Below are 21,080 nucleotides of genomic sequence, written 5' to 3'. Positions count from 1 at the left end.
TTGCGGCGATGCTCAAAACCCCGGATCAGCCCATAAAAGCAACAACCTCGGGGGAAGCCATGAGCCAGACCACGACCTATGCCGGTTCGACCGGCGCAGCCAAGTCGGAAATCGAGACCTCGACGATCCGCGCCATCTCATGGCGGTTGATCCCGTTCCTGGTGCTGGCCTACTTCTTCTCTTATCTCGACCGCGTCAATCTCGGTTTCGCTGCGCTGACCATGAATGCCGAGCTGAAATTCACCCCGCTGATCTTCTCCTGGGGCGCCGGCATCTTCTTCATCGGCTATTTCATCTTCGAGGTGCCGAGCAATCTGGCGCTGGAGAAGTTCGGCGCCAGCCGCTGGATCGCCCGCATCATGGTGACCTGGGGCATTATCTCGGCGCTGATGGCGCTCACGAGCGGCGTCACGAGCTTCTACGTGCTGCGGTTCCTGCTCGGCGTCGCCGAAGCCGGCTTCTTCCCCGGCATCATCCTCTATCTCACTTATTGGTATCCGGCCGAATATCGCGCCCGCTTCCTTGCGGCCTTCGCCATCGCCGTGCCGGTCTCCACCGTGATCGGCGCCCCGGTCTCGGGCCTGCTGCTCGGGCTCGACGGCGCGATGGGCCTGAAGGGTTGGCAGTGGCTGTTCATCATCGAGGGCATCCCCTCGGTGCTGCTCGGCATCGTCACCTGGTTCTATCTCACCGACAGGCCGGAGAAGGCGGATTGGCTCTCGGCCGAGCAGAAGGCCTGGCTCAAGGCCAAGCTCGATGCCGAGATCGCGGCCAAGCAGGCGGTGAAGCATTTGTCGCTCGGCGAGGCGCTGACCTCACCGAAGGTGATCATGCTGAGCCTGGTCTATTTCGGCTTCGTCGGCGCGCTGTATGGCATGCAGTTCTGGCTGCCGCAGATCGTCAAGGCGTTCGGCCTCACCAACGCCCAGACCGGCTTCGTCACCGCGATCCCCTATTTGTTCGGCACCATCGCGATGATCCTGTGGGCACGGCATTCCGATGCCACGCGCGAGCGCGTGATGCATGTCGGCGCGCCGTTGCTGCTCACCGCCATCGCGCTCGGCGTCTCCAGCTATCTCACCGACCCCACCCTGACGATAATCGTGCTGACGGTCGCCGCGATCGGCGTGTTCTGCTGCTTCGGCGTGTTCTGGACCCTGCCGACCGCCTGGCTCTCCGGCACGGCGGCGGCCGGCGCCATCGCCCTGATCAACTCGATCGGCAATCTCGCCGGCTTCGGTGGTCCGTATCTGATCGGCTGGGTCAAGGAAGCCACCGGCCAGACCTCGAGCGGACTGCTCGTGCTCGCGGTGCTGCCGCTGATCGCCGGCATCCTGGTCTTCATCGGCGGCCACGACAGCAAGCACGAGTTCGTCGAACAGGCGCGGTAGCCTCTAAATATCGCCCTGGCGAAAGCCAGGGCCCATTTCCGTCTGACCCTCCGGAGGGGCCGGGGCGCGACGCTTTCTTCTAACAGCCCATACTTCCGCCAAGGGCAACCGCGGAGGTTACCACCTCTTAACGATCACGCTTTCCTGATGACTGACGAATATTGACTTTCATCAGTGATTAGTCGACATTCCTCTCATTGCAGCCGAGGGAGTGTCCTCCGATGTTCGTCCGATCCGTTTTGTCCAGCTATTCGAGGCTCTTGGCTGGTGTTTCGCTGGCGCTGATGGCTGCCGCCCTCGCTGGGTGCAATGACACCGTCGCTGAAAAGGCCGAACCGCCGCGGCCGGTTCTCGTCGCCACCGCGCACTACGATGCCGAAAAGCCCGAGCGCAGCTTCGTCGGCACGATCAGGCCGCGGATCGAGAGCGATCTGGGCTTTCGGGTCGCCGGCAAGGTCGCCAAGCGTCTGGTCGAAGTCGGCCAGACCGTCGAAATCGGCCAGCCGCTCGCGGTCCTCGATGAGGTCGATCTGAAGCTCCAGGCCGAGCAAGCCGTCGCCGAACAGACCGCTGCGACCGGCGTCCTGGCCCAGGCCGCCGCGGCCGAGCAGCGCGCCAAGGATTTGAAGGCCAAGGGCTGGACCACCGATGCGCAGCTGGATTCGAGCCGCGCCGCCGCCGACGAGGCGCGTGCCCGCCTGAACCGGGCCGAGCGCTCGGTCGAGCTGACCAACAATTCCCTTTCCTACGCGACGCTCAACGCCGACGCCCGTGGCGTCGTCACCGCAACGCTGATCGAGCCTGGCCAGGTGGTTGCCGCAGGCCAGACCTCGATCCGTGTCGCCCGCTTTGCCGAAAAGGAAGCGGTCGTCGCGATCCCTGAGACGCTGGTCGGACGTGCCAAATCGGGCGCCGCCAGCGTCACTCTTTGGTCGGAGCCGGGCAAAAAATATACGGCCAGGCTGCGCGAGATCGCGCCCACCGCGGATCCCGCTACTCGCACCTATCTCGCCAAATTTTCGCTGCCCGAGGCCGACGACAAGGTTTCGCTCGGCATGACCGCGACGCTGACGCTGTCGGACGCCGCCACCGAGCGCGTCGCGCGGCTGCCGCTGTCGGCGCTGTTCAACGAAGGCGGCAAGCCGTCCTTCTACGTCGTCGACGACAACGGCGCGGTCACGCTGAAGCCGGTCGCGGTGAAGTCCTACGAGAGCAACGACGTCGTCATCACCGGCGGTGTCGAAGAGGGCGCCAAGATCGTCGCGCTCGGCGTTCAGAAGCTCGATCCGGGCCAGAGGGTGCGGATCGTCTCGTCACTGTCCTTTTAAGTCTCGCTTACGAGTTACGTCGTGTGAGGTGAGTTTCGGCCCGAGCGCAAATGCTTTGGCTGAAGCGGCGAAGCGATCCAGAACCTGCCCAGCCCCCTGGATTGCTTCGCTGCCTCGCGACGACGCGTTGAACAGGGTGGCTGTCATTTTTTTGCAACCGGATCATCTTTGGAGAGTGCGATGAAGCGCTTCAATCTTTCGGCCTGGGCCGTCAGCCATCCGACGCTGATCCTGTTCCTGATGCTCATTCTCGGCGTCGCTGGGTTCTTCTCCTATCAGAAGCTCGGCCGTGCCGAGGATCCGTTCTTCACGGTCAAGGTGGTCAACGTCTCCGTGCTCTGGCCGGGCGCGACCGCGCAGGAAATGCAGGCGCAGGTCGCCGATCCCATCGAGAAGAAGATCCAGGAGCTGCCTTACTTCGAGAAGGTGCAGACCTATTCCAAGCCCGGCTTTACCGCGCTCCAGGTCACCTTCCGGGATTCCACGCCGCCGAAGGACGTGCCGTATCTCTTTTATCTGCTGCGCAAGAAGCTGGCCGACGTACAGGGCCAGCTGCCCGCGGGCATTTTGGGACCCGTCGTCAACGACGAATTCTCCGACGTCGATTCCATCCTCTACATGATGACCGGCGACGGCGCCGACTACGCCCAGCTCAAGAAGGTCTCGGAGGGTTTCCGTCAGCGCCTCCTGAAGGTGCCGGGCGTAACCAAGGTCGACGTCTACGGCAACCAGGATGAGCGCATCTTCGTCGAGTTCAGCCATGCCAAGCTCGCAACTCTTGGCATCACGCCGCAGGCGCTGTTCGATTCGCTCGCCAAGCAGAACAACGTGACGCCGGCCGGCACGGTCGAGACCTCGTCGCAGCGCGTGCCGCTGCGCGTGACCGGTGCGCTCGACGGCGCCAAGGCCGTCGCCGAAACCCCGGTCGAGAGCAACGGCCGCGTGTTCCGCCTCGGCGACATCGCCACCGTCACCCATGGTTACGTCGATCCGCCGAGCTTCATCGTGCGCCAGGAAGGCAAGGCCGCGATCGGCATCGGCGTCGTCACCGCCAAGGGCGCCAACATCCTCGATCTCGGCAAGGAGGTCGAGAAGGCGACGGCTGAATTCATGAAGGCGGTGCCGCAGGGCGTCGACATCAAGCTGATCGCCGACCAGCCCAAGGTGGTCGAGCACGCCGTCAGCGAATTCGTGCACTCCTTCATGGAAGCCCTCGTCATCGTGCTGTTCGTGTCGTTCCTGGCGCTCGGCTGGCGCACCGGCATCGTGGTCGCGCTGTCGGTGCCGCTGGTGCTCGGCATCGTCTTCGTCGTCATGAACACGATGTCGCTCGATCTGCACCGCATCACGCTGGGTGCGCTGATCATCGCGCTCGGCCTGCTGGTGGATGACGCCATCATCGCGGTCGAGATGATGGTGGTGAAGATGGAGCAGGGCTGGGACCGCATGCGTGCGGCCTCCTTTGCCTGGGAGTCCACTGCGTTTCCGATGCTCACGGGAACGCTGGTCACGGCCGCTGGCTTCCTCCCCATCGGCTTTGCCAATTCCGCGGTCGGCGAATATGCCGGCAGCATCTTCTGGATCGTGGCGATCGCGCTGGTCGCGTCCTGGTTCGTGGCGGTGATCTTCACGCCCTATATCGGCGTCATGCTTCTGCCCAACATCAAGGTGCACCACAATCACGATCCGCACGCGGTCTACGAGACCCGCATGTATCGGGGCCTGCGCGCCATCGTGCAGTGGTGCGTCAATCACCGCATCACCGTGGTGGCCGCGACCGTCGGCGTCTTCATCGCCTCGATCGTCGGATTCGGCCACGTCCAGCAGCAGTTCTTCCCGCTGTCCGAGCGGCCCGAGCTGTTCCTCCAGCTTCGCCTGCCCGAGGGCACCGCCTTCAACGTCACGGAAAAGGCGGTGAAGAAGGCCGAGACCATGCTCAAGGACGACAAGGACATCGAGACCTACACGGCCTATGTCGGGCAGGGCTCGCCGCGCTTCTGGCTCGGGCTCAATCCGCAGCTTCCGAACGAGGCTTTTGCCGAAATCGTCATCGTCGCAAAGGGCGTCGAGGCACGCGAGCGCATCAAGGCCAAGCTTGAAAACGCCGTTGCCGACGGCGCGCTCAACGAGGCCCGCGTGCGCGTCGATCGTTTCAATTTCGGTCCCCCCGTTGGTTTTCCCGTGCAGTTTCGCGTCATCGGCCCCGACGCCAACAAGGTGCGCGAGATCGCCTACCAGGTCCGCGACGTCATGCGGCAGAACAAGAGCGTCAAGGACGTCCAGCTCGACTGGAACGAGCAGTCGCCTTATCTCAAGCTCGTCGTCGACCAGGATCGCGCCCGCGCCATGGGCCTGACCCCGCAGGACGTGTCGCAGGCGCTGTCGATGCTGATCTCGGGTTCACAGGTGACGACCGTGCGCGACGGCATCGAAAAGGTCGGTGTGGTCGCGCGCGCCGTCTCGTCCGAACGGCTCGACCTCGGCGCTGTCGGCGATCTCACCATCACCTCGCGTAACGGCGTGGCCGTGCCGCTGCAGCAGATCGCGAAGATCGAGTATGCCCACGAGGAGCCGATCATGTGGCGGCGTAACCGCGACATGGCGATCACCGTGCGCTCCGACGTCGTCGATGGCGTGCAGGCGCCCGACGTCACCGGCCAGATCGCGCCGAAGCTGAAGGTGATCAAGGACAACCTCGAGCCGGCCTACCGCATCGAGGCGGGCGGCGCGTTCGAGGAATCCGCCAAGGGCAACGCCTCGATCTTCATTCTCTTCCCGCTGATGGTCATGGTGATGCTGACGCTGCTGATGTTCCAGCTGCAGAGCTTCTCGCGACTGATCCTGGTGTTCCTGACCGCGCCGCTCGGCATCGTCGGCGCCTCGTTCGGGCTCAACATCGCCAACGCCCCGTTCGGCTTCGTGGCCCTGCTCGGCCTGATCGCGCTCGCCGGCATGATCATGCGCAACGCGGTCATTCTGGTGGATCAGATCGAGACCGACGTCTCGCACGGCCTGACCCGCCGGGAGGCGATTGTGGAGGCCACCGTCCGGCGCGCCCGTCCGGTGGTGCTGACGGCGCTCGCCGCCATCCTTGCTATGATCCCGCTGTCGCGCTCGGCGTTCTGGGGGCCGATGGCGATCACCATCATGGGCGGATTGTTCGTCGCGACCTTCCTGACGCTGCTGTACCTGCCGGGCCTCTACGCCCTCTGGTTCCGCAAGAGCCTGGATGAGGCGGGTACGCCCGAGCAGTCTGCCGCGCCGCAGCATAGGAGCGATGACCAGAACGCAATTCCGCTTGCTGAGGCGGCTGAATAAGTGAAGATGAACTGCTGATTGACGAGTCCTGACAGATGACACTGGTTTCGGAACATATCGAAGGGGACACCCGGGATCGTATTCTTGAGGTGGCCGAGCGGCTGTTCCGCCAGATCGGTTATCTCAAGACCACGGTCGGGGACATCGCCAAGGAGCTCAAGATGAGCCCCGCCAACGTCTATCGCTTCTTCGAATCGAAGAAGGCGATTCATCAGGCGGTGGCCCGTTCGCTGATGGGCGAGGTCGAGCTGGAAGCGCAGCGGATCGTGGCGAGGCCCGGTCCGGTACTGCCGCGCTTCCGCGAACTGCTCACCACCATCAATCGCATGAACACCGAGCGCTATGTCGGCGACAATAAGCTGCACGAGATGGTCGAGATCGCGATGCAGGAGGACTGGGACGTCTGCGTCAACCACATGGAGTGCATTGCCGGGGTCATCGGCCAGATGATCGCGCAAGGCGTGGCCTCCGGCGAGTTCGAGGCGCCGGACCTGCAACTGGCCGCGCTCTGCGCCTGCACCGCGATGATGCGCTTTTTCCACCCCCAGATGATCGCCCAGTGTGCCACCAAGCCGGGCCCGACCATCGACCAGATGATCGATTTCGTCATCGCGGGATTGTCCCCACGGCACTGACGCGGCCGCGGATTTCCTCTTATAAGCTGATCTGCCTTCGTTCCAGGTCGTCCTGCGGACCGCTTCGGAATGACGTACACCGACGGATCAACAGACTCCGTCATTGCGAGCGCAGCGAAGCAATCCAGACTGTCTCTGCGGAGGGATTCTGGATTGCTTCGCTGCGCCGCTGCGCTCGCAATGACGAGAAGGAAAAAGCGCGTGACCGACAAAGACCTGCACTTCTACGAGCCCGCCAAGGGCCACGGCCTCAAGCACGATCCCTTCAACGCCATCGTCGCGCCGCGGCCGATCGGCTGGATCTCGTCGCGCGACACCAAAGGCCATATCAACCTCGCACCCTACAGCTTCTTCAATGCGTTCTGCTATGTCCCCCCGATCATCGGTTTCTCCTCCACCAATTGGAAGGACACGGTCGAAAACATCCAGCAGACCGGTGAGTTCGTCTGGAATCTCGCCACCATGGACCTGGCCAGGCACATGAACGCGACTGCGGCCCACGTCGGCCCTGAAGTCGACGAGTTCGAGGTCGCCGGCCTCACCGCCGTGCCCGGCAGGCTCGTCAACGTGCCGCGCGTCGGCGAGAGTCCCGTCGCCTTCGAATGCAAGGTGTCCGACATCGTCCGGCTCAAGGGCGCCGATGGCAAGGAAGCCAATGCCTGGCTGACGCTCGGCGAGGTCGTCGCTGTCCACATCGACAAGGCCATGATCAAGGATGGCGTCTACCAGACCGCCGCCGCCCGCCCGATCGTCCGGGCCGGCCGCAGCGGGGATTATTTCGAGATCAAGCCGGAAAACATGTTCGAGATGGTCCGGCCGGACTGATCTGGTCGCTCTCATAGCCCGGATTGCGCTTCGCTCCATCCGGGTGACCCTTTTCACAGCGCTCGCCTCCCGGAACTGCCACCACGCCTCGGCCGTTATGGCTCTGGGCGGCTGCCCGGCCGCGTCAATTCGCGTCTTTTCGCAGGCGAAGTGTTCACCGCCGCCGGCCACTTTCCGCTAAAATGCCCGATCACCGCGCCGATGCATGAGGTCCGCCATGAGCTTCCGCCGCGACACTTTGACAAAGCCGATTTTCTCCTGGGCGCGTGGCGTGCTGCCGGCGATGTCGGACACCGAGCGCGAGGCGCTGGAGGCCGGCGACGTCTGGTGGGACGCCGATCTCTTCACCGGCAACCCCGATTGGTCGAAGCTGCTGAAGGTCCCGCAGGCAACGCTGACCGACGAGGAGCGGGCCTTCCTCAACGGCCCCGTCGACGAGCTCTGCGCCATGCTCGACGAGTGGAAGATCTTTTGGGAATGGCGCGACCTGCCGCCCGATGTCTGGCACTTCATCAAACGCGAAAAATTCTTCGGCATGATCATTCCGAAGGAGTTCGGCGGCCTCGGCTTCTCGCCCTATGCGCATTCGGAAGTGGTGCGCAAGATCTCGACCCGCTCGATCGCCGCCGCGGTGACGGTGATGGTGCCGAACTCGTTGGGCCCCGGCGAGCTCCTGATGCACTTCGGCACGAAGGAGCAGCAGGAGCGCTGGTTGCCGCGTCTTGCCGATGGTCGCGACATTCCCTGCTTCGGCCTCACCAGCCCCGAGGCCGGCTCCGATGCCGCCTCGATGGTCGACACCGGCATCATCTGCAAGGGCAGCTTCGAGGGCCAGGAGGTGCTGGGTCTGAAGCTCAACTGGCACAAGCGCTACATCACGCTCGGTCCCGTCGCGACGCTGCTTGGCCTCGCCTTCAAGGCCTATGACCCCGATCATCTCGTGGGGAGCCAGGAAGAGCTCGGCATCAGCGTGGCGCTGATCCCGACCAACCTTCCCGGCGTCGAAATCGGCAAACGCCATCTGCCGTCGATGCAGGTGTTCCAGAACGGCCCGAATTGGGGCCGCGACGTTTTCATTCCGCTCGACTACGTCATCGGCGGCCAGGCGCGGCTGGGGCAGGGCTGGAAGATGCTGATGACGGCGCTCGCCGCCGGCCGCGGCATCTCGTTGCCCTCGCTCTCCGCCGCCGGCGCCGCCTATGCCGCCCGCACCACCGGCGCCTATGCCCGCATCCGCGAGCAGTTCGGTATCTCCATCTCCAAATTCGAGGGTGTCGAGGAGCCGCTCGCGCGCATCGTCGCGACCGCTTATCAGCTCGATGCGGCGCGACGGCTGACCTGCGCGGCACTGAATGCCGGGATCCATCCCGCCGTCATCTCGGGCATCATGAAGCTGCACGCGACCGAGCGGATGCGCACCGCGGTCGACGACGCCATGGACATCCATGGCGGCAAGGCCGTGATCGACGGCCCGCAAAACTATCTCGGCAATCTCCACCGCGCCGTCCCTGTCGGCATCACCGTCGAGGGCGCCAATATCCTCACCCGCAATCTCATCGTGTTCGGACAGGGCGCCATCCGCGCCCATCCTTATCTGCTCGACGAGATGAATGCGCTCGCGGATACCGATCGCGAGCGTGGGCTCGCCGCCTTCGACAAGGCGTTCTGGAAGCATGTCGGCCACAGCTTCGAGACACTGTTGCGCGCGTTCGGCCGGAGCTGGAGCTTTGGCGTCTTCGCGCTTGCACCCGACGCGGGTGACGCCAGGCCATTCTATCGTCAGCTCTCGCGCTACTCCGCGGCGTTCGCCCTCTGCGCCGATATGGCGCTGCTGACGCTCGGCGGCGCGCTCAAGCGCAAGGAGATGCTGTCGGCGCGTTTCGGCGACATCCTGTCCGAGTTGTATCTGCTGTCTGCCGCGCTGAAACGCTGGCAGGACGAGGGGCGGCAGAAGGATGATTTTGCAGCGCTCGAATGGTGCATGGCGACGGGCTTTCGGACCATCGAGAACCGGCTTGCCGAGATTCTCGCCAATCTGCCGAACCGTTTCGTCGCAAGCATTCTCAAATTCGTGGTCCAGCCGTTCGGCGCCCGCGTGCTGGGTCCCTCCGACCGAGTGGTGCATCAATGCGCAAGCCTCGTGCTGGAGCCGTCGGCCGCGCGCGACCGCCTCACGCCCGACCTCGCTTATGTCGATGACGATGGCGGCTTCGCCCGGCTGGAGCGCGCTTTCAACCTGGTCGCAGGCACGGACGCCATCGCCAGGCGCATGCGCGCGGCTCATATGAGCGACTGGAAGGATGCGGTGGCCAAGGGCGTGATCACGCAAGCCGAGGGCGAGCAGCTGGCTGCGGCCCGCGAAGCGGTCGCAAAGGTGATAGAGGTCGACGATTTTGCGCCGGAGGCGCTGTCGCCGATTTACAAGAAAACCGGCGACGTGCATCAGTTCTTCCAGGAACTCGGTGAACAGAGGGCGGCGAGCTGATGGCACGACCGGTTTTCATCGTCGACGGCAGCCGGACGCCGTTTCTCAAAGCGCGTTCGGGGCCCGGTCCGTTCACGCCGGTCGATCTCGCCGTGCAATGCGGCCGGCCGCTGCTGGCGCGCCAGCCGTTTTCGCCCGATACATTCGACCAGGTCATCCTCGGCTGCGTCAACGTGATCGCGGACGAAATGAACCCGGCGCGCGTCGCCGCGCTCCGGCTCGGCATGGGCGAGGACATGGTCGCCTTCACCGTGCAGATCAATTGCGGATCCGGCATGCAGTCGATCGACACCGCTTACCGCTACATCCGCGAGGGCCATGCCAACATGATCCTCGCCGGCGGCACCGAGGCTTTGAGCCACGCGCCGCTGGTCTGGCCCAATTCCGGCGTGCGCTGGTTCGCCGGCCTCGCCACCGCCAAGGGCGTTGCCGCGAAGCTTGCCGCAGCCTTCAAGCTGCGGCCGCGCTATCTCAAGCCGATCATCGGCCTGGAACGCGGGCTGACCGATCCCATTACCGATTTGAACATGGGCCAGACGGCCGAAGTCGTCGGCCATCTCTTCGGCATCACCCGCGCGCAGTCCGATGCCTATGCCGCCGAGAGCCATCGCCGGCTCGCGCATGCGCAGGCCGAAGGTTTTCTCAAGGGCGAAGTCGAAACCGCGTTCTCCCGCGACGGAAAATTCTTCGACCATGATGATGGCGTGCGTCCGGACTCGACGGCCGAGAAGCTCGCCAAGCTGAGGCCGGTGTTCGAGCGTCCCTGGGGCCAGGTCACTGCCGGCAATTCCTCGCAGATCACCGACGGCGCGTCCTGGGTGATCCTGGCGTCCGACGAAGCAGTCGCCAAGCACAGGCTGACGCCGAAGGCGGTCATCGTCGACAGCAACTGGGCCGCACTTGATCCAAGCATCATGGGTCTCGGTCCCGTGATGTCGGCGACGCCGCTGCTGAAGCGCAACGATCTCACCATTCAGGACGTCCAGACCTGGGAGCTCAACGAGGCGTTTGCCACCCAAGTGCTCGGCTGCCTCGCCGCCTGGAATGACGACAAATTCTGCCGCGAGATTTTGGGACTCGATGGCGCTGCCGGCGAGATCGACCGCGAAAAACTCAATGTCGATGGCGGCGCTATCTCGCTCGGGCATCCCGTCGGCACCTCCGGCAATCGCATCGTGCTGCATCTCGTCAACACCATGAAGCGGCTCGGCACGCGGCGCGGCGTTGCCACCGAATGCATCGGCGGCGGGCTCGGCGGCGCCATGCTGATCGAGGCGGTGTGACATGGATTCCAAGATCATGACCGCGCTCGGCGACCGCGTGATGGAGCTCGGGCCCAAGCCCGCTGCCGATAGCCCCTACAAGCACTTCAAGCTGACGCGCGACGCCGACGGCGTCGCCTGGCTGCTGTTCGATCGCACTGACTCCAGCGCCAATACGCTGTCCCCGGACGTGATGGAGGAGTTCGACGCCGTATTGGCGGCGATTGAGACCGAGCGTCCGGCCGGCCTCGTGATCCGCTCCGCAAAACCGTCCGGCTTCATCGCAGGCGCCGACGTCAACGAATTTCGCGGTGCCGATGATGCCGGGATGGTGGAGACGCGGATCCGCGCCGCCCACGCGGTGGTCGACCACCTGGAAGCGCTGAAGCTGCCGACGGTCGCGGTGATCCACGGCTTCTGCCTCGGCGGCGGGCTCGAAGTCGCGCTCGCCTGCCAATCGCGCATCGCCATCGACGGCGCGCGCTTCGGCTTCCCGGAGGTGATGCTGGGCCTGCATCCCGGGCTCGGCGGCACCGCGCGTTTCACCGCGCTGGTCAATCCGACCCAGTCGATGGCCCTGATGCTGACCGGCCGCACCATCGATGCCCGCCGCGCCAAATCGCTCGGCCTCGTCGACACCGTGACGCAGGAGCGCCACGTTCGCAATGCCGTCAAGGATGCGCTGTTCGGCCGCCTCAAGCGGGCGCGGCCGGGCTTTCTGACGCGTGCGGCCAATTTCGGCCCGGTGCGCGGGCTGATGGCCAGGCGGATGCGATCGGAGGCGGCGAAGGCCGCGTCCCGCGAGCATTATCCGGCACCCTATGCCTTGATCGATCTCTGGGAGACCCATGGCGGCAGCAAGGCCGCGATGCTCAGGGCAGAGCAGGCCTCGTTCGCCAAGCTGATGGTGACGCCGACCGCGCAGAATTTGATCCGCGTGTTCTTCCTGCGCGAGCAGATGAAGAAGGCGGCAGGCTCCGGCAACACGATCAAGCACGTCCACGTCATTGGCGCCGGCGCCATGGGTGGCGACATCGCGGCCTGGTGCGCGGGGCAGGGGCTGCGCGTCTCGCTCGCCGATATGAAGGCGGAGCCGATTGCGGGCGCGGTCAAGCGCGCCGCCGAGCTCTACGGCAAGATCATTCGCAAGCCGACCGAGGTGCGCGACGCGCTCGATCGCCTGATCCCCGACATGGATGGGGAGAGCGTCCGCAACGCGGATCTTATCATCGAGGCGGTCCCGGAGAAGCTCGAGCTGAAGCAGAAGGTCTATGCCGGGCTCGAGCCGCGGATGAAGCCGGGCGCGATTCTCGCGACCAACACGTCGAGCATTCCGCTCCAGGATTTGCGCACCACGCTGGCGCGGCCGGAGCGGCTGGTCGGCCTCCACTTCTTCAATCCGGTGTCGCGGTTGCAGCTGGTGGAAGTCGTCAGCCATGACGGTAACGATACGCAGGTGCTGAAGGAGGCACTTGCTTTCGTCGGCGTGATCGATCGGCTGCCGTTGTCGGTGAAGAGCTCGCCGGGCTTCCTCGTCAACCGCGCGCTGACGCCCTACATGCTGGAAGCGATGGTGATGCTGGACGAGAAGATCGACCAGCGCCTGATCGACGCCGCCGCGGAGCAGTTCGGCATGCCGATGGGGCCGATCGAACTGGCAGACCAGGTCGGGCTCGACATTTGTCTCGACGTCGGCGACATGCTGCGCAGCAAGTTCGGCGATCTGCTGCCGCCGACGCCGGCGTGGCTGCGCGAGAAGGTCGCCAAGGGCGAGCTCGGCCGCAAGACCGGCAAGGGCTTTTACGTCTGGCGCGACGGCAAGGCCGAGAAGGCGCCGTTGCCCGAGACTGGTCCGCGCGTCACCGACCAGATGATCGACCGTCTGGTGCTGCCGATGTCCAACGTCTGCGTTGCGGCGCTTCGCGAGGGGATCGTCGATGATGCCGACATGGTGGATGGCGCCATGATCTTCGGCACCGGTTATGCACCGTTCCGTGGCGGTCCGTTGAACTATGCGCGCACGCGTGGCGTGGATCATGTCGTATCCACCTTGCGCGCACTGGCCGGGAGATTCGGCGAGCGCTTTGCGCCGGATCCGGGCTGGGACAATTTCACGTGAGCAGTTTCAAGTGAGCAATCCTCAAGTGAGGAATCTTCAAGTGAGAGCGGCATGAACGAGCAAGCCAATGCCGGGCCGGGCGGCGATCTCTGCATCCGCACGCTGGCAATGCCTGCCGACACCAACGCAAACGGCGACATCTTCGGCGGCTGGCTGCTCAGCCAGATGGACGTCGGCGGCGGCGTGTTTGCGTCAAAGGTCGCAAAGTCGCGCACGGTGACCGTCGCCATCGAGGCGATGAATTTTCGCAAGGCCGTCTATGTCGGCGATCTCGTTTCGGTCCACGCCCACCTCGTTCGCGTCGGGCGCACGTCCATCACCGTGCATCTGGAAGCGTGGGCGCTGCGCCGCGGCGAGCAGCAACCGTTCCTCGTCACCGACGGCAACTTCACCTACGTGTCGATCGACGAGCACGGCCGCCCGCAGCCGGTTCGCCCGGCCGACACCACCATCGCGACGTAATCGCACGCGGCGTTGCGCCTCATCTCAGTGCGGCGCCGCCAAACGCGGCGCGACTGAGTCCCGCCGCCGTGGCTTTGCCAAGAACCAGTCATAAAACGGATGAGGTCCCGGCTTACTCAATCGCGTGTCGATCCGGGGCGGAAACGGCGTCAAATGCCCAGGAACCTTTGGGCGGAACTGCCGTTATTTGCCCGCACTGAGGAATCCACGGACCATGCCGGACAGCTACATCATCGAAGTCGATTCGCAGACCGCAGGTATCGTCGTTCGTTCCCAGGGAGGCTACTGCTTTTTCGCCTCATCCAACCGTTTCAACCGTCTCGAAGGCCAGCTCTTCCGCAACGCCCGCGAAGCCGAGCGCGCCGCGCGCAAGCTGGTTAACGGTGATGTGAAGGAAGCGGCATAATTTTCCGCCTGTCATTTCGGGGCGCGCTAAGCGTGGTCGGAATCTTTTGCCGACAACTGTCCTTCCTTCTCCCCTTGTGGGAGGAGGTGGCGCGAAGCGCCGGATGAGGGGTTGTTTCGCCGAATTCAATTGTGAGAGGTGCGCTCGCGGAAGCATACCCCTCACCCGTCTCGCCGCTCTGCGGCGAGCCACCCTCTCCTACAAGGGAAGAGGGATAAGCCGCAATCACAACTTCGTTGCTGCCCGCGACAACAGCTTCCAGTCGTCGCCCTGCTTCTGCCAGTTCATCAGGATGTAAAGGCTGTTTGTTACTTTCTGTCCGCCGGTCATCATCTCGGCCAGCCAGTGGAAGCGAACGATCGCGGCGGGGCCGACGATCTTGATGGTCGGATCCTTGTACGTAATCGACAGGAATTCCGTTTTGCCGTCGGTGGCGTTGGCGACGAAGGCCGCCTTGTCCTCAAGGAAGCCGCTGGAATGGCTGTAGCTCAGATCGTCCGAGCACAGCGCGCTGAGCGCCTTCGGATCGGCCGCGATCTGGGCGAGGCGAAATGCCTCGACGTTCTTTGCCACCGCCTCGTGGTCTGTCGTGGCAGCATGATCGCGATTCAATGTCGTCATATCCTTCGTCCTTGATCTTGCGTCCACTGTTGCAGCCGCACTTGATTTTGTCGAGCATCAGGTCGCAATACGCTGCATTGCGCCAGGCGGAGCGATTTCTGACGCGCAAAGCGTGGTCGGAATTTTTTGCAGTCCCTGGTGCTCCTGCACTTTCCTTCCCTTGTTGGAGAAGGTGGCGTAGGCCGCCTCCAGCGGTCGTTCTTAAGAAGACGCCGAAGCGAGGCTTCGGCTCTGGCGCCGGATGAGGGGTTGTTTCGCCGAATTCAATTGTGAGAGATGCGCTCGCGGAAGCATACCCCTCACCCGTCTCGCCGCTCTGCGGCGAGCCACCCTCTCCCACAAGGGGAGAGGGATAAGCCGCAATCACAACTTCGTCGCCGCCCGCGAGAGCAGCTTCCAGTCGTCGCCCTGCTTCTGCCAGTTCATCAGGATGTGAAGGTTGGTCGGCACTTTTTTCCCATCGGCCGCCATCTCCTGTTCCGCCATCCAGTGGAAACGCACGATCGCAGCGGGGCCGACGACCTTGATGGTCGGGTCCTTGTATTCGATCGACAGGAATTTGGATTTGCCGTCGGTGGCGTTGGCGACGAAGGTCGCCTTGTCCTCGACCTTGCCGCTGGAATGGCTGTAGCTCACCTCGTCGGCGCAGAGTGCGCCGAGCGCCTTGGGATCGGCCGCGATCTGGGCGAGACGGAACGCCTCGACCTTCTTCGCTACGGCTTCCTCGTCCGCCGAGGCCGCCAGCACCGGTGTCGTGAGCGCTGAAACTGCAAGCGTGGAGACGGCAAGAGCTGGGACGGCAAGAGTCGAGAGAGCCAGATCGCGTCGGTTGATTGTCATTGTTTCCTCCTTTTTGATCTTGCACGGAGTGTTGCAGCCGCGCGCGACTTTGTCGAGTGTCGCGTAGTGGTCATGCACGTGCGTCATTGCGCGATTGGCGCTGTATTGATACGGCTTTCGTATTGATGCGTCATCTATTCGGGAAAGTACGGACATGATCGAGGCTATCGGCAGGGCGTTGCTGTTCGACATCGACGGTACGCTCGCCAACACCGATCCGCTGCACCTGAAGGCCTTCAACCAGGTGCTCGGCCCTCGCGGCCATGTCTTCGATCACGCGCGCTTCTCCAGGGAGCTGCAAGGCTTCGCGAATATAGCGATCGGCGAGCGCTTTCTGCCCGACGAGGCGCCGGAACGGCGTGCCTTGATCCTCGATGAGAAGGAGGAAGTCTTCCGCGAACTCGTCGCCGGGCAGATCGAGCCGCTGCCGGGCCTGATGGCGCTGCTCGACAGGGCGGATGCGGCCGGTATTCCCATGGTTGCGGTAACCAACGCCCCGCGGCTGAATGCGGAGCTGCTGCTGTCCGGCCTCGGCATCACGGACCGCTTCAAGGCGCTCGTGATCGGCGCCGAGCTGTTGCACGGCAAGCCGCATCCGCTGCCTTATCAGGAAGGGTTGCGCTTTGCCGGCGCCAGCGCGATGGCCTCGATCGCGTTCGAGGACTCCCGCACCGGCGTGCAGTCGGCTGCGGCGGCCGGCATTCCGACCATCGGCATCCGGACCAGCCTCAGCCATGCTGATCTCGTCGCCGCCGGGGCTATCGCCTCCGCCAGCGCCTTCGACGATCCGGACCTGCTGACGCGTCTCGCCGCTGCGATGGCGTGGTGAAGACCTCGTCCGTTAACCGTGATCGGCGCGCGCATTGACCGAACGCGCGAACCGCCGCACCATGCAGCTTCCTGACTTGAGGCCATCGCCGTGACCGGACTGACCCATCGCCAAGCCGAAATCCTCAACATCGCGCGGGCCTCGGGCCGCGTCATGGTCGATGAGCTGGCGCGCCGGTTCGAGGTTTCGGCGCAGACCATCCGCAAGGATCTCAACGATCTGTGCGAGCGCCGCTCACTGACCCGTATCCATGGCGGCGCCATCATCGCCTCCGGCGTCGAAAACCTCGCCTATGAGGCGCGGCGCTTCGTCGCCGCGGACGAGAAGAAGGCGATCGGAGCTGCGGCCGCCTCCCTGATCCCGAACGGCTGCTCGCTCTTCATCAACATCGGCACCACGACCGAGGAGGTCGCGAGCGCGCTGACCTCGCACGAGGACCTCCTCGTCATCACCAACAATCTGAACGTCGCCATGCTGCTCTACCGCCATCCCCGCATCGAGGTGGTGGTCGCCGGCGGCACGGTACGACGCGCCGACGGTGCGGTGGTCGGCTCGACCGCAACGCAGCTGATCGGCCAGTTCAAGGTCGACTACGCCATCATCGGGGCGTCCGCGATCGACGAGGAGGGCGCGCTGCTCGACTTCGACTATCGCGAGGTGCAGGTTGCGCAGGCCATCATCGCCAACGCCCGCAGCGTCATGCTGGTCGCGGACTCGACCAAGCTCCGCCGCAGCGCGCCGGTGCGCATCGCACATATCAGCCAGATCCAGACCTTCGTCACCGACCAGGAATTGCCCGAGCGCCTCGCCACCATCTGCCACGGCAAGGGCATCGAGGTGATGGCGGCGATGCCGAAGGGGGCCGATGTCGATGAGGCCCAAGGCGAGATACAAGAAGCGCCCGAGGCCGCGCCGGTGGTGCGGCTGAGGTAGGACTATGGGTCGTCCCACGGGTTCAGCAGCGGCACGCCGAACACCGCGAAATCCTTCACATTGTGCGTGACGAGCATGAGGTTGTTCGCGAGAGCGGTCGCGGCAAAGAAGCCGTCCATGACAGACAATGCGACGCCGCTTCTGCGGCTCTGAGCCATCAGGTCGCCCCAGCGTTCCGCCACCGCGTGGTCGATCGGCAGGGTGCGCCCGGCAAAACGCTCCGGCAGATCGTGGGCAAGCCAGGCGGCCAGTGCTGCGCGCCGACGGCCGTCCTCCAGCAATGCGATGCCGCGGCGAAGCTCGGCGATCGATGCCACGCTGATGAACGCACGATCCTCGTCGATCGTATCAAGCCATGACAGGACTTTCGGCGAAGGGACCGGCCTCTGGACCTCCGACAACACGTTGGTGTCGAGCAGCAGATTCACGGCAGCTCGTCGTGCGGCGCGTCGTGCACGCGTTCAAGCTCGAGGTCGGCGCTGCGGAGCGGCGAAGCCAGCAGGAATTCGGCCAAGGTACCTTTACGTGCCGTCTTGCGCGCCCATTCCTCGGCAGAAACGATCACCGCATTGGGCTTGCCGTGTCGGGTGATGATTTGCGGGCCGGCTTGAGCACGGTCGATCACCTCGGATAGCCGGGCCTTGGCGTTGGCAAGCGTCCACGAGTCAGTCGCGGGTGAGTCTGGTGCAGTGCTGTTATCTGTCATGCCGATAATGACCAATATGACTATCGTAACTAATAATGGCCATCGACGACTATTCAAGAGCAATAATGCTGTTCCAATGCTCTCTTGAACTGACCATTTCCACGCCCCTGTGCCCGCTTAGAAGTTCCGCTTTCATTTCCTTCCTCCTCTCTTTCATCTTGCTTTCGTTTTCCGGTGTGATCTAATCAAAAGCGAAAGTAACCGCTCGATTGAACGGGCGGTCGCCGGGGGATGCGTCTGTTGGAGCGTATTTTCGACCTCGCCATTATCGGAGGCGGTGTTAACGGCTGCGGCATCGCGCGCGACGCGGTGGGCCGTGGCAACACGGTTTTCCTGTGCGAAATGAACGATCTGGCGAGCGGGACGTCGTCCTGGTCGACCAAGCTGGTGCATGGCGGCCTGCGCTATCTCGAATATTACGAGTTCCGGCTGGTCCGCGAGGCGCTGATCGAGCGCGAGATTCTCTGGGGCATCGCGCCCCATATCATTCGCCCCCTGCGTTTCGTTTTGCCGCACCATGCGGGCCTGCGGCCGGCCTGGCTGCTGCGCCTCGGCCTCTTCCTCTATGACCACATCGGCGGCCGTCATTTGTTGCCGGCGACGCGCTCGGTCGACCTTGGGCGTGACGAGGTCGGCCGCCCGCTGATCCCGAACCGCTACGGTCGTGCGTTCGAATATTCCGACTGCTTCGTCGACGACGCCCGCCTCGTCGTGCTCAACGCGCGCGATGCCGCCGATAAGGGCGCCGAGATCCGCACCCGTACGCGCGCAACGGATATCAAACAGTCCGACGGCATCTGGACCGTCAGCATGATCGACACGCTGACCGGCGCGCGTTCGTCGATCCAGGCCCGTGCGCTGGTCAATGCCGGCGGTCCCTGGGTCGAGGATGTGCTCGGCCGCGGCGCCGGCGTCAACGCCAAGGCCAAGGTGCGCCTGGTGCAAGGCTCGCACATCGTGGTCAAGAAGCTCTACGACCACGACCGCGCCTACATGTTCCAGAATGCCGACGGCCGCATCATCTTCGTCATTCCCTATCAGGACGATTTTACGCTGATCGGCACCACCGACCGCGACTATGACGGCGATCCCGCCAAGGTGAAGGCGACGGCCGAGGAGATCCAGTATCTCTGCACGGCGGCAAGCGAGTATCTGGCCAAGCCTGTCACGCCTGACGACGTGGTCTGGACCTATTCCGGCGTGCGTCCGCTCTACGACGACGGCGCCAGCGAAGCCAAGGCCGCGACGCGCGATTATGTGTTCGAGCTCGACACGCCCGGGGGCGTGCCGCTGCTGTCGATCTATGGCGGCAAGATCACGACCTACCGCCGTCTCGCCGAGGAGGCGCTGGAACGGCTCGCGCCCTATCTTCGCAGTGCGAAAGCGCGCGAAGGTTGGACCGGCAAATGGCCGCTGCCCGGCGGCGACATGGGCGTCTCCGATGTCGACGGCCTGATCGCCGAGCTTCAGCGCGGCTATCCCTTCCTCAGCCACGAGCATGCGCGGCGCCTTGCGCGCGCCTATGGCACGAGGGCGGTCAAGCTGCTTGGGGATGCGAAATCGGCGGCCGATCTCGGCCAGGCCTTCGGCGCGACGCTGACCGAGCGCGAAGTCCGCTATCTCATGGCCAACGAATGGGCCGTTACCGCCGACGACGTCGTCTGGCGCCGTTCCAAGCTCGGCCTGCGACTAAGTGCCGACGAGATCGCGGCGCTGGACGACTGGATCAGGACCCACGCCGTACAGCAAAGTCCCCTGCTGGAAGCCGGAGGACGCTCATGACCGTCACACTCGATCACGTGACCCGGACTGTCGACGGTATCCCACATATCCGCGACGTCTCGCTGACGCTCGAGAGCGGCACGCTCAACGTGCTGCTCGGGCCGACGCTGTCGGGCAAGACCTCGATCATGCGGCTGCTCGCAGGCCTGGACAAGCCGACATCGGGCAAGCTGCTGGTCAATGGCAAGGACGTCACCGGTGTCGACGTGCGCCAGCGCTCGGTCGCGATGGTCTATCAGCAGTTCATCAATTATCCTTCACTCACGGTCTATGAGAACATCGCCTCGCCTTTGCGCGTGCAGGGCAAGCCGCGCGCCGAGATCGAGGCGCGTGTCGCGGAAGCCGCCCGGCTGCTCAGGCTCGAGCCGTTCCTGAAGCGCACGCCGCTCCAGCTTTCCGGCGGCCAGCAGCAGCGAACTGCGATGGCGCGCGCGCTGGTGAAGGGCGCCGACCTCGTGCTGCTCGACGAGCCGCTCGCCAATCTCGACTACAAGCTGCGCGAGGAGCTGCGCACCGAGCTGCCGCGCATCTTCGAGGCATCCGGCGCGATCTTCGTCTATGCCACCACCGAGCCGACCGAGGCGCTGCTGCTTGGCGGCAACACGGTGTGCATGTGGCAGGGAGAGGCGCTCCAGATCGGCGAGACGCCGAAGGTCTACCGCCGCCCGCAGACCTTGCGCGTCGCTCAGGTGTTCTCCGATCCGCCGCTCAACCTCGTCGGCATCGAGAAGAAGAACGGTTCCGTGCAATATGCGGGCGGCATTGCCGCGCCGGCGTCCGGTCTCTATTCCTCGCTCGCGGACGGCGCCTATCGCGTCGGATTTCGCGCCCATCAGCTCGCGCTTGCCAATGGCGAGACTGACCGCCACGCCTTCCATGCCACGGTAACGGTGACCGAGATCACCGGTTCGGAGAGTTTCGTGCATCTGACCCGCGACGGATCGAATTGGGTGGCGGTGCTGCACGGCGTGCACGAGTTCGAGCCCGGCCAGACCATTGATGCCGTGCTCGATCCCAACGACGTTTTCGTGTTCGACGCTGGCGACCGCCTGGTCGCAGCGCCCGGTCCCATAGCGTTTTCAAGCGAAGTGCCGAGCGGTTCGCGTGAAGAAAACGCGTCAAAGAAAAAAGCCTGAGG

Annotated in this window: 18 protein-coding genes; 14 read left to right on the top strand and 4 right to left on the bottom strand. The window is 64.2% G+C overall.

The window, feature by feature from the left end:
• The first annotated feature begins 59 nt into the window (after nucleotides 1-59).
• The 10 genes from IVA75_RS39805 to IVA75_RS39760 all read left to right on the top strand — a co-directional run bounded on the left by IVA75_RS39805 (nucleotide 60) and on the right by IVA75_RS39760 (nucleotide 14,231).
• Nucleotides 60-1,391: an MFS transporter gene (locus IVA75_RS39805; protein ID WP_247291356.1), complete on the top strand. Its 1,332-nt coding sequence runs from the start codon at nucleotides 60-62 to the stop codon at nucleotides 1,389-1,391.
• Between the two features lie 221 nt (nucleotides 1,392-1,612).
• The gene (locus IVA75_RS39800) at nucleotides 1,613-2,719 is read left to right on the top strand and encodes an efflux RND transporter periplasmic adaptor subunit (RefSeq protein ID WP_247291354.1); all 1,107 of its coding nucleotides are present in this window, start codon (nucleotides 1,613-1,615) and stop codon (nucleotides 2,717-2,719) included.
• A gap of 180 nt (nucleotides 2,720-2,899) precedes the next feature.
• Nucleotides 2,900-6,037 carry an efflux RND transporter permease subunit gene (locus tag IVA75_RS39795; protein WP_247291344.1) on the top strand — a complete coding sequence of 1,046 codons (3,138 nt, stop codon included), beginning with the start codon at nucleotides 2,900-2,902 and terminating at the stop codon, nucleotides 6,035-6,037.
• A gap of 35 nt (nucleotides 6,038-6,072) precedes the next feature.
• Nucleotides 6,073-6,672 (top strand): TetR family transcriptional regulator, encoded by a 600-nt coding sequence (locus IVA75_RS39790; RefSeq protein ID WP_247291342.1) that lies wholly within the window; start codon nucleotides 6,073-6,075, stop codon nucleotides 6,670-6,672.
• Between the two features lie 201 nt (nucleotides 6,673-6,873).
• Nucleotides 6,874-7,497, top strand: a complete 624-nt coding sequence (locus IVA75_RS39785; RefSeq protein WP_247291340.1) for a flavin reductase family protein — start codon at nucleotides 6,874-6,876, stop codon at nucleotides 7,495-7,497.
• 217 nt (nucleotides 7,498-7,714) lie between these two features.
• On the top strand, nucleotides 7,715-9,982 hold the full coding sequence (locus IVA75_RS39780; RefSeq protein ID WP_247291338.1) for an acyl-CoA dehydrogenase: 2,268 nt from the start codon (nucleotides 7,715-7,717) through the stop codon (nucleotides 9,980-9,982).
• Nucleotides 9,982-11,265, top strand: a complete 1,284-nt coding sequence (locus IVA75_RS39775; protein WP_247291336.1) for an acetyl-CoA C-acetyltransferase — start codon at nucleotides 9,982-9,984, stop codon at nucleotides 11,263-11,265. The genes IVA75_RS39780 and IVA75_RS39775 overlap by 1 nt, the downstream gene beginning before the upstream one ends.
• A gap of 1 nt (nucleotide 11,266) precedes the next feature.
• On the top strand, nucleotides 11,267-13,363 hold the full coding sequence (locus IVA75_RS39770; protein ID WP_247291334.1) for a 3-hydroxyacyl-CoA dehydrogenase NAD-binding domain-containing protein: 2,097 nt from the start codon (nucleotides 11,267-11,269) through the stop codon (nucleotides 13,361-13,363).
• Nucleotides 13,364-13,414: 51 nt separating this feature from the next.
• On the top strand, nucleotides 13,415-13,825 hold the full coding sequence (locus IVA75_RS39765) for an acyl-CoA thioesterase (RefSeq protein ID WP_027568529.1): 411 nt from the start codon (nucleotides 13,415-13,417) through the stop codon (nucleotides 13,823-13,825).
• Between the two features lie 214 nt (nucleotides 13,826-14,039).
• Nucleotides 14,040-14,231 carry a hypothetical protein gene (locus IVA75_RS39760; protein WP_007595173.1) on the top strand — a complete coding sequence of 64 codons (192 nt, stop codon included), beginning with the start codon at nucleotides 14,040-14,042 and terminating at the stop codon, nucleotides 14,229-14,231.
• A gap of 225 nt (nucleotides 14,232-14,456) precedes the next feature.
• On the opposite strand, the gene IVA75_RS39755 is transcribed toward IVA75_RS39760, so the two are convergent.
• Together IVA75_RS39755 and IVA75_RS39750 are read right to left on the bottom strand one after the other, a co-directional pair.
• Nucleotides 14,457-14,852, bottom strand: a complete 396-nt coding sequence (locus IVA75_RS39755) for a nuclear transport factor 2 family protein (RefSeq protein WP_027568530.1) — start codon at nucleotides 14,850-14,852, stop codon at nucleotides 14,457-14,459.
• A gap of 363 nt (nucleotides 14,853-15,215) precedes the next feature.
• Nucleotides 15,216-15,692 (bottom strand): nuclear transport factor 2 family protein, encoded by a 477-nt coding sequence (locus IVA75_RS39750; protein WP_027568531.1) that lies wholly within the window; start codon nucleotides 15,690-15,692, stop codon nucleotides 15,216-15,218.
• Nucleotides 15,693-15,846: 154 nt separating this feature from the next.
• On the opposite strand from IVA75_RS39750, the gene IVA75_RS39745 reads away from it, so the two are divergent.
• Together IVA75_RS39745 and IVA75_RS39740 are read left to right on the top strand one after the other, a co-directional pair.
• Entirely contained in the window at nucleotides 15,847-16,521 is a 675-nt protein-coding gene (locus tag IVA75_RS39745) for an HAD-IA family hydrolase (protein ID WP_027568532.1), read from the top strand.
• Between the two features lie 90 nt (nucleotides 16,522-16,611).
• Nucleotides 16,612-17,454: a DeoR/GlpR family DNA-binding transcription regulator gene (locus IVA75_RS39740; RefSeq protein ID WP_247291332.1), complete on the top strand. Its 843-nt coding sequence runs from the start codon at nucleotides 16,612-16,614 to the stop codon at nucleotides 17,452-17,454.
• A 2-nt stretch (nucleotides 17,455-17,456) separates the two neighbouring features.
• Here IVA75_RS39740 and IVA75_RS39735 read toward each other — a convergent pair whose 3' ends face one another.
• Both IVA75_RS39735 and IVA75_RS39730 read right to left on the bottom strand, forming a co-directional pair.
• The gene (locus IVA75_RS39735; protein ID WP_247291331.1) at nucleotides 17,457-17,882 is read right to left on the bottom strand and encodes a type II toxin-antitoxin system VapC family toxin; all 426 of its coding nucleotides are present in this window, start codon (nucleotides 17,880-17,882) and stop codon (nucleotides 17,457-17,459) included.
• The gene (locus IVA75_RS39730) at nucleotides 17,879-18,160 is read right to left on the bottom strand and encodes a type II toxin-antitoxin system Phd/YefM family antitoxin (protein WP_247291433.1); all 282 of its coding nucleotides are present in this window, start codon (nucleotides 18,158-18,160) and stop codon (nucleotides 17,879-17,881) included. The genes IVA75_RS39735 and IVA75_RS39730 overlap by 4 nt, the downstream gene beginning before the upstream one ends.
• A gap of 231 nt (nucleotides 18,161-18,391) precedes the next feature.
• On the opposite strand from IVA75_RS39730, the gene glpD reads away from it, so the two are divergent.
• Both glpD and IVA75_RS39720 read left to right on the top strand, forming a co-directional pair.
• Nucleotides 18,392-19,942: a glycerol-3-phosphate dehydrogenase gene (glpD, locus tag IVA75_RS39725; RefSeq protein ID WP_247291329.1), complete on the top strand. Its 1,551-nt coding sequence runs from the start codon at nucleotides 18,392-18,394 to the stop codon at nucleotides 19,940-19,942.
• Entirely contained in the window at nucleotides 19,939-21,078 is a 1,140-nt protein-coding gene (locus IVA75_RS39720; RefSeq protein ID WP_247291327.1) for an ABC transporter ATP-binding protein, read from the top strand. Before glpD ends, IVA75_RS39720 begins: the two co-directional genes overlap by 4 nt.
• Nucleotides 21,079-21,080: the final 2 nt, after the last annotated feature.

The organism is Bradyrhizobium sp. 134 (assembly GCF_023074155.1).
Lineage (GTDB): Bacteria > Pseudomonadota > Alphaproteobacteria > Rhizobiales > Xanthobacteraceae > Bradyrhizobium.
This window is presented reverse-complemented; position numbering and strand designations above follow the sequence as displayed.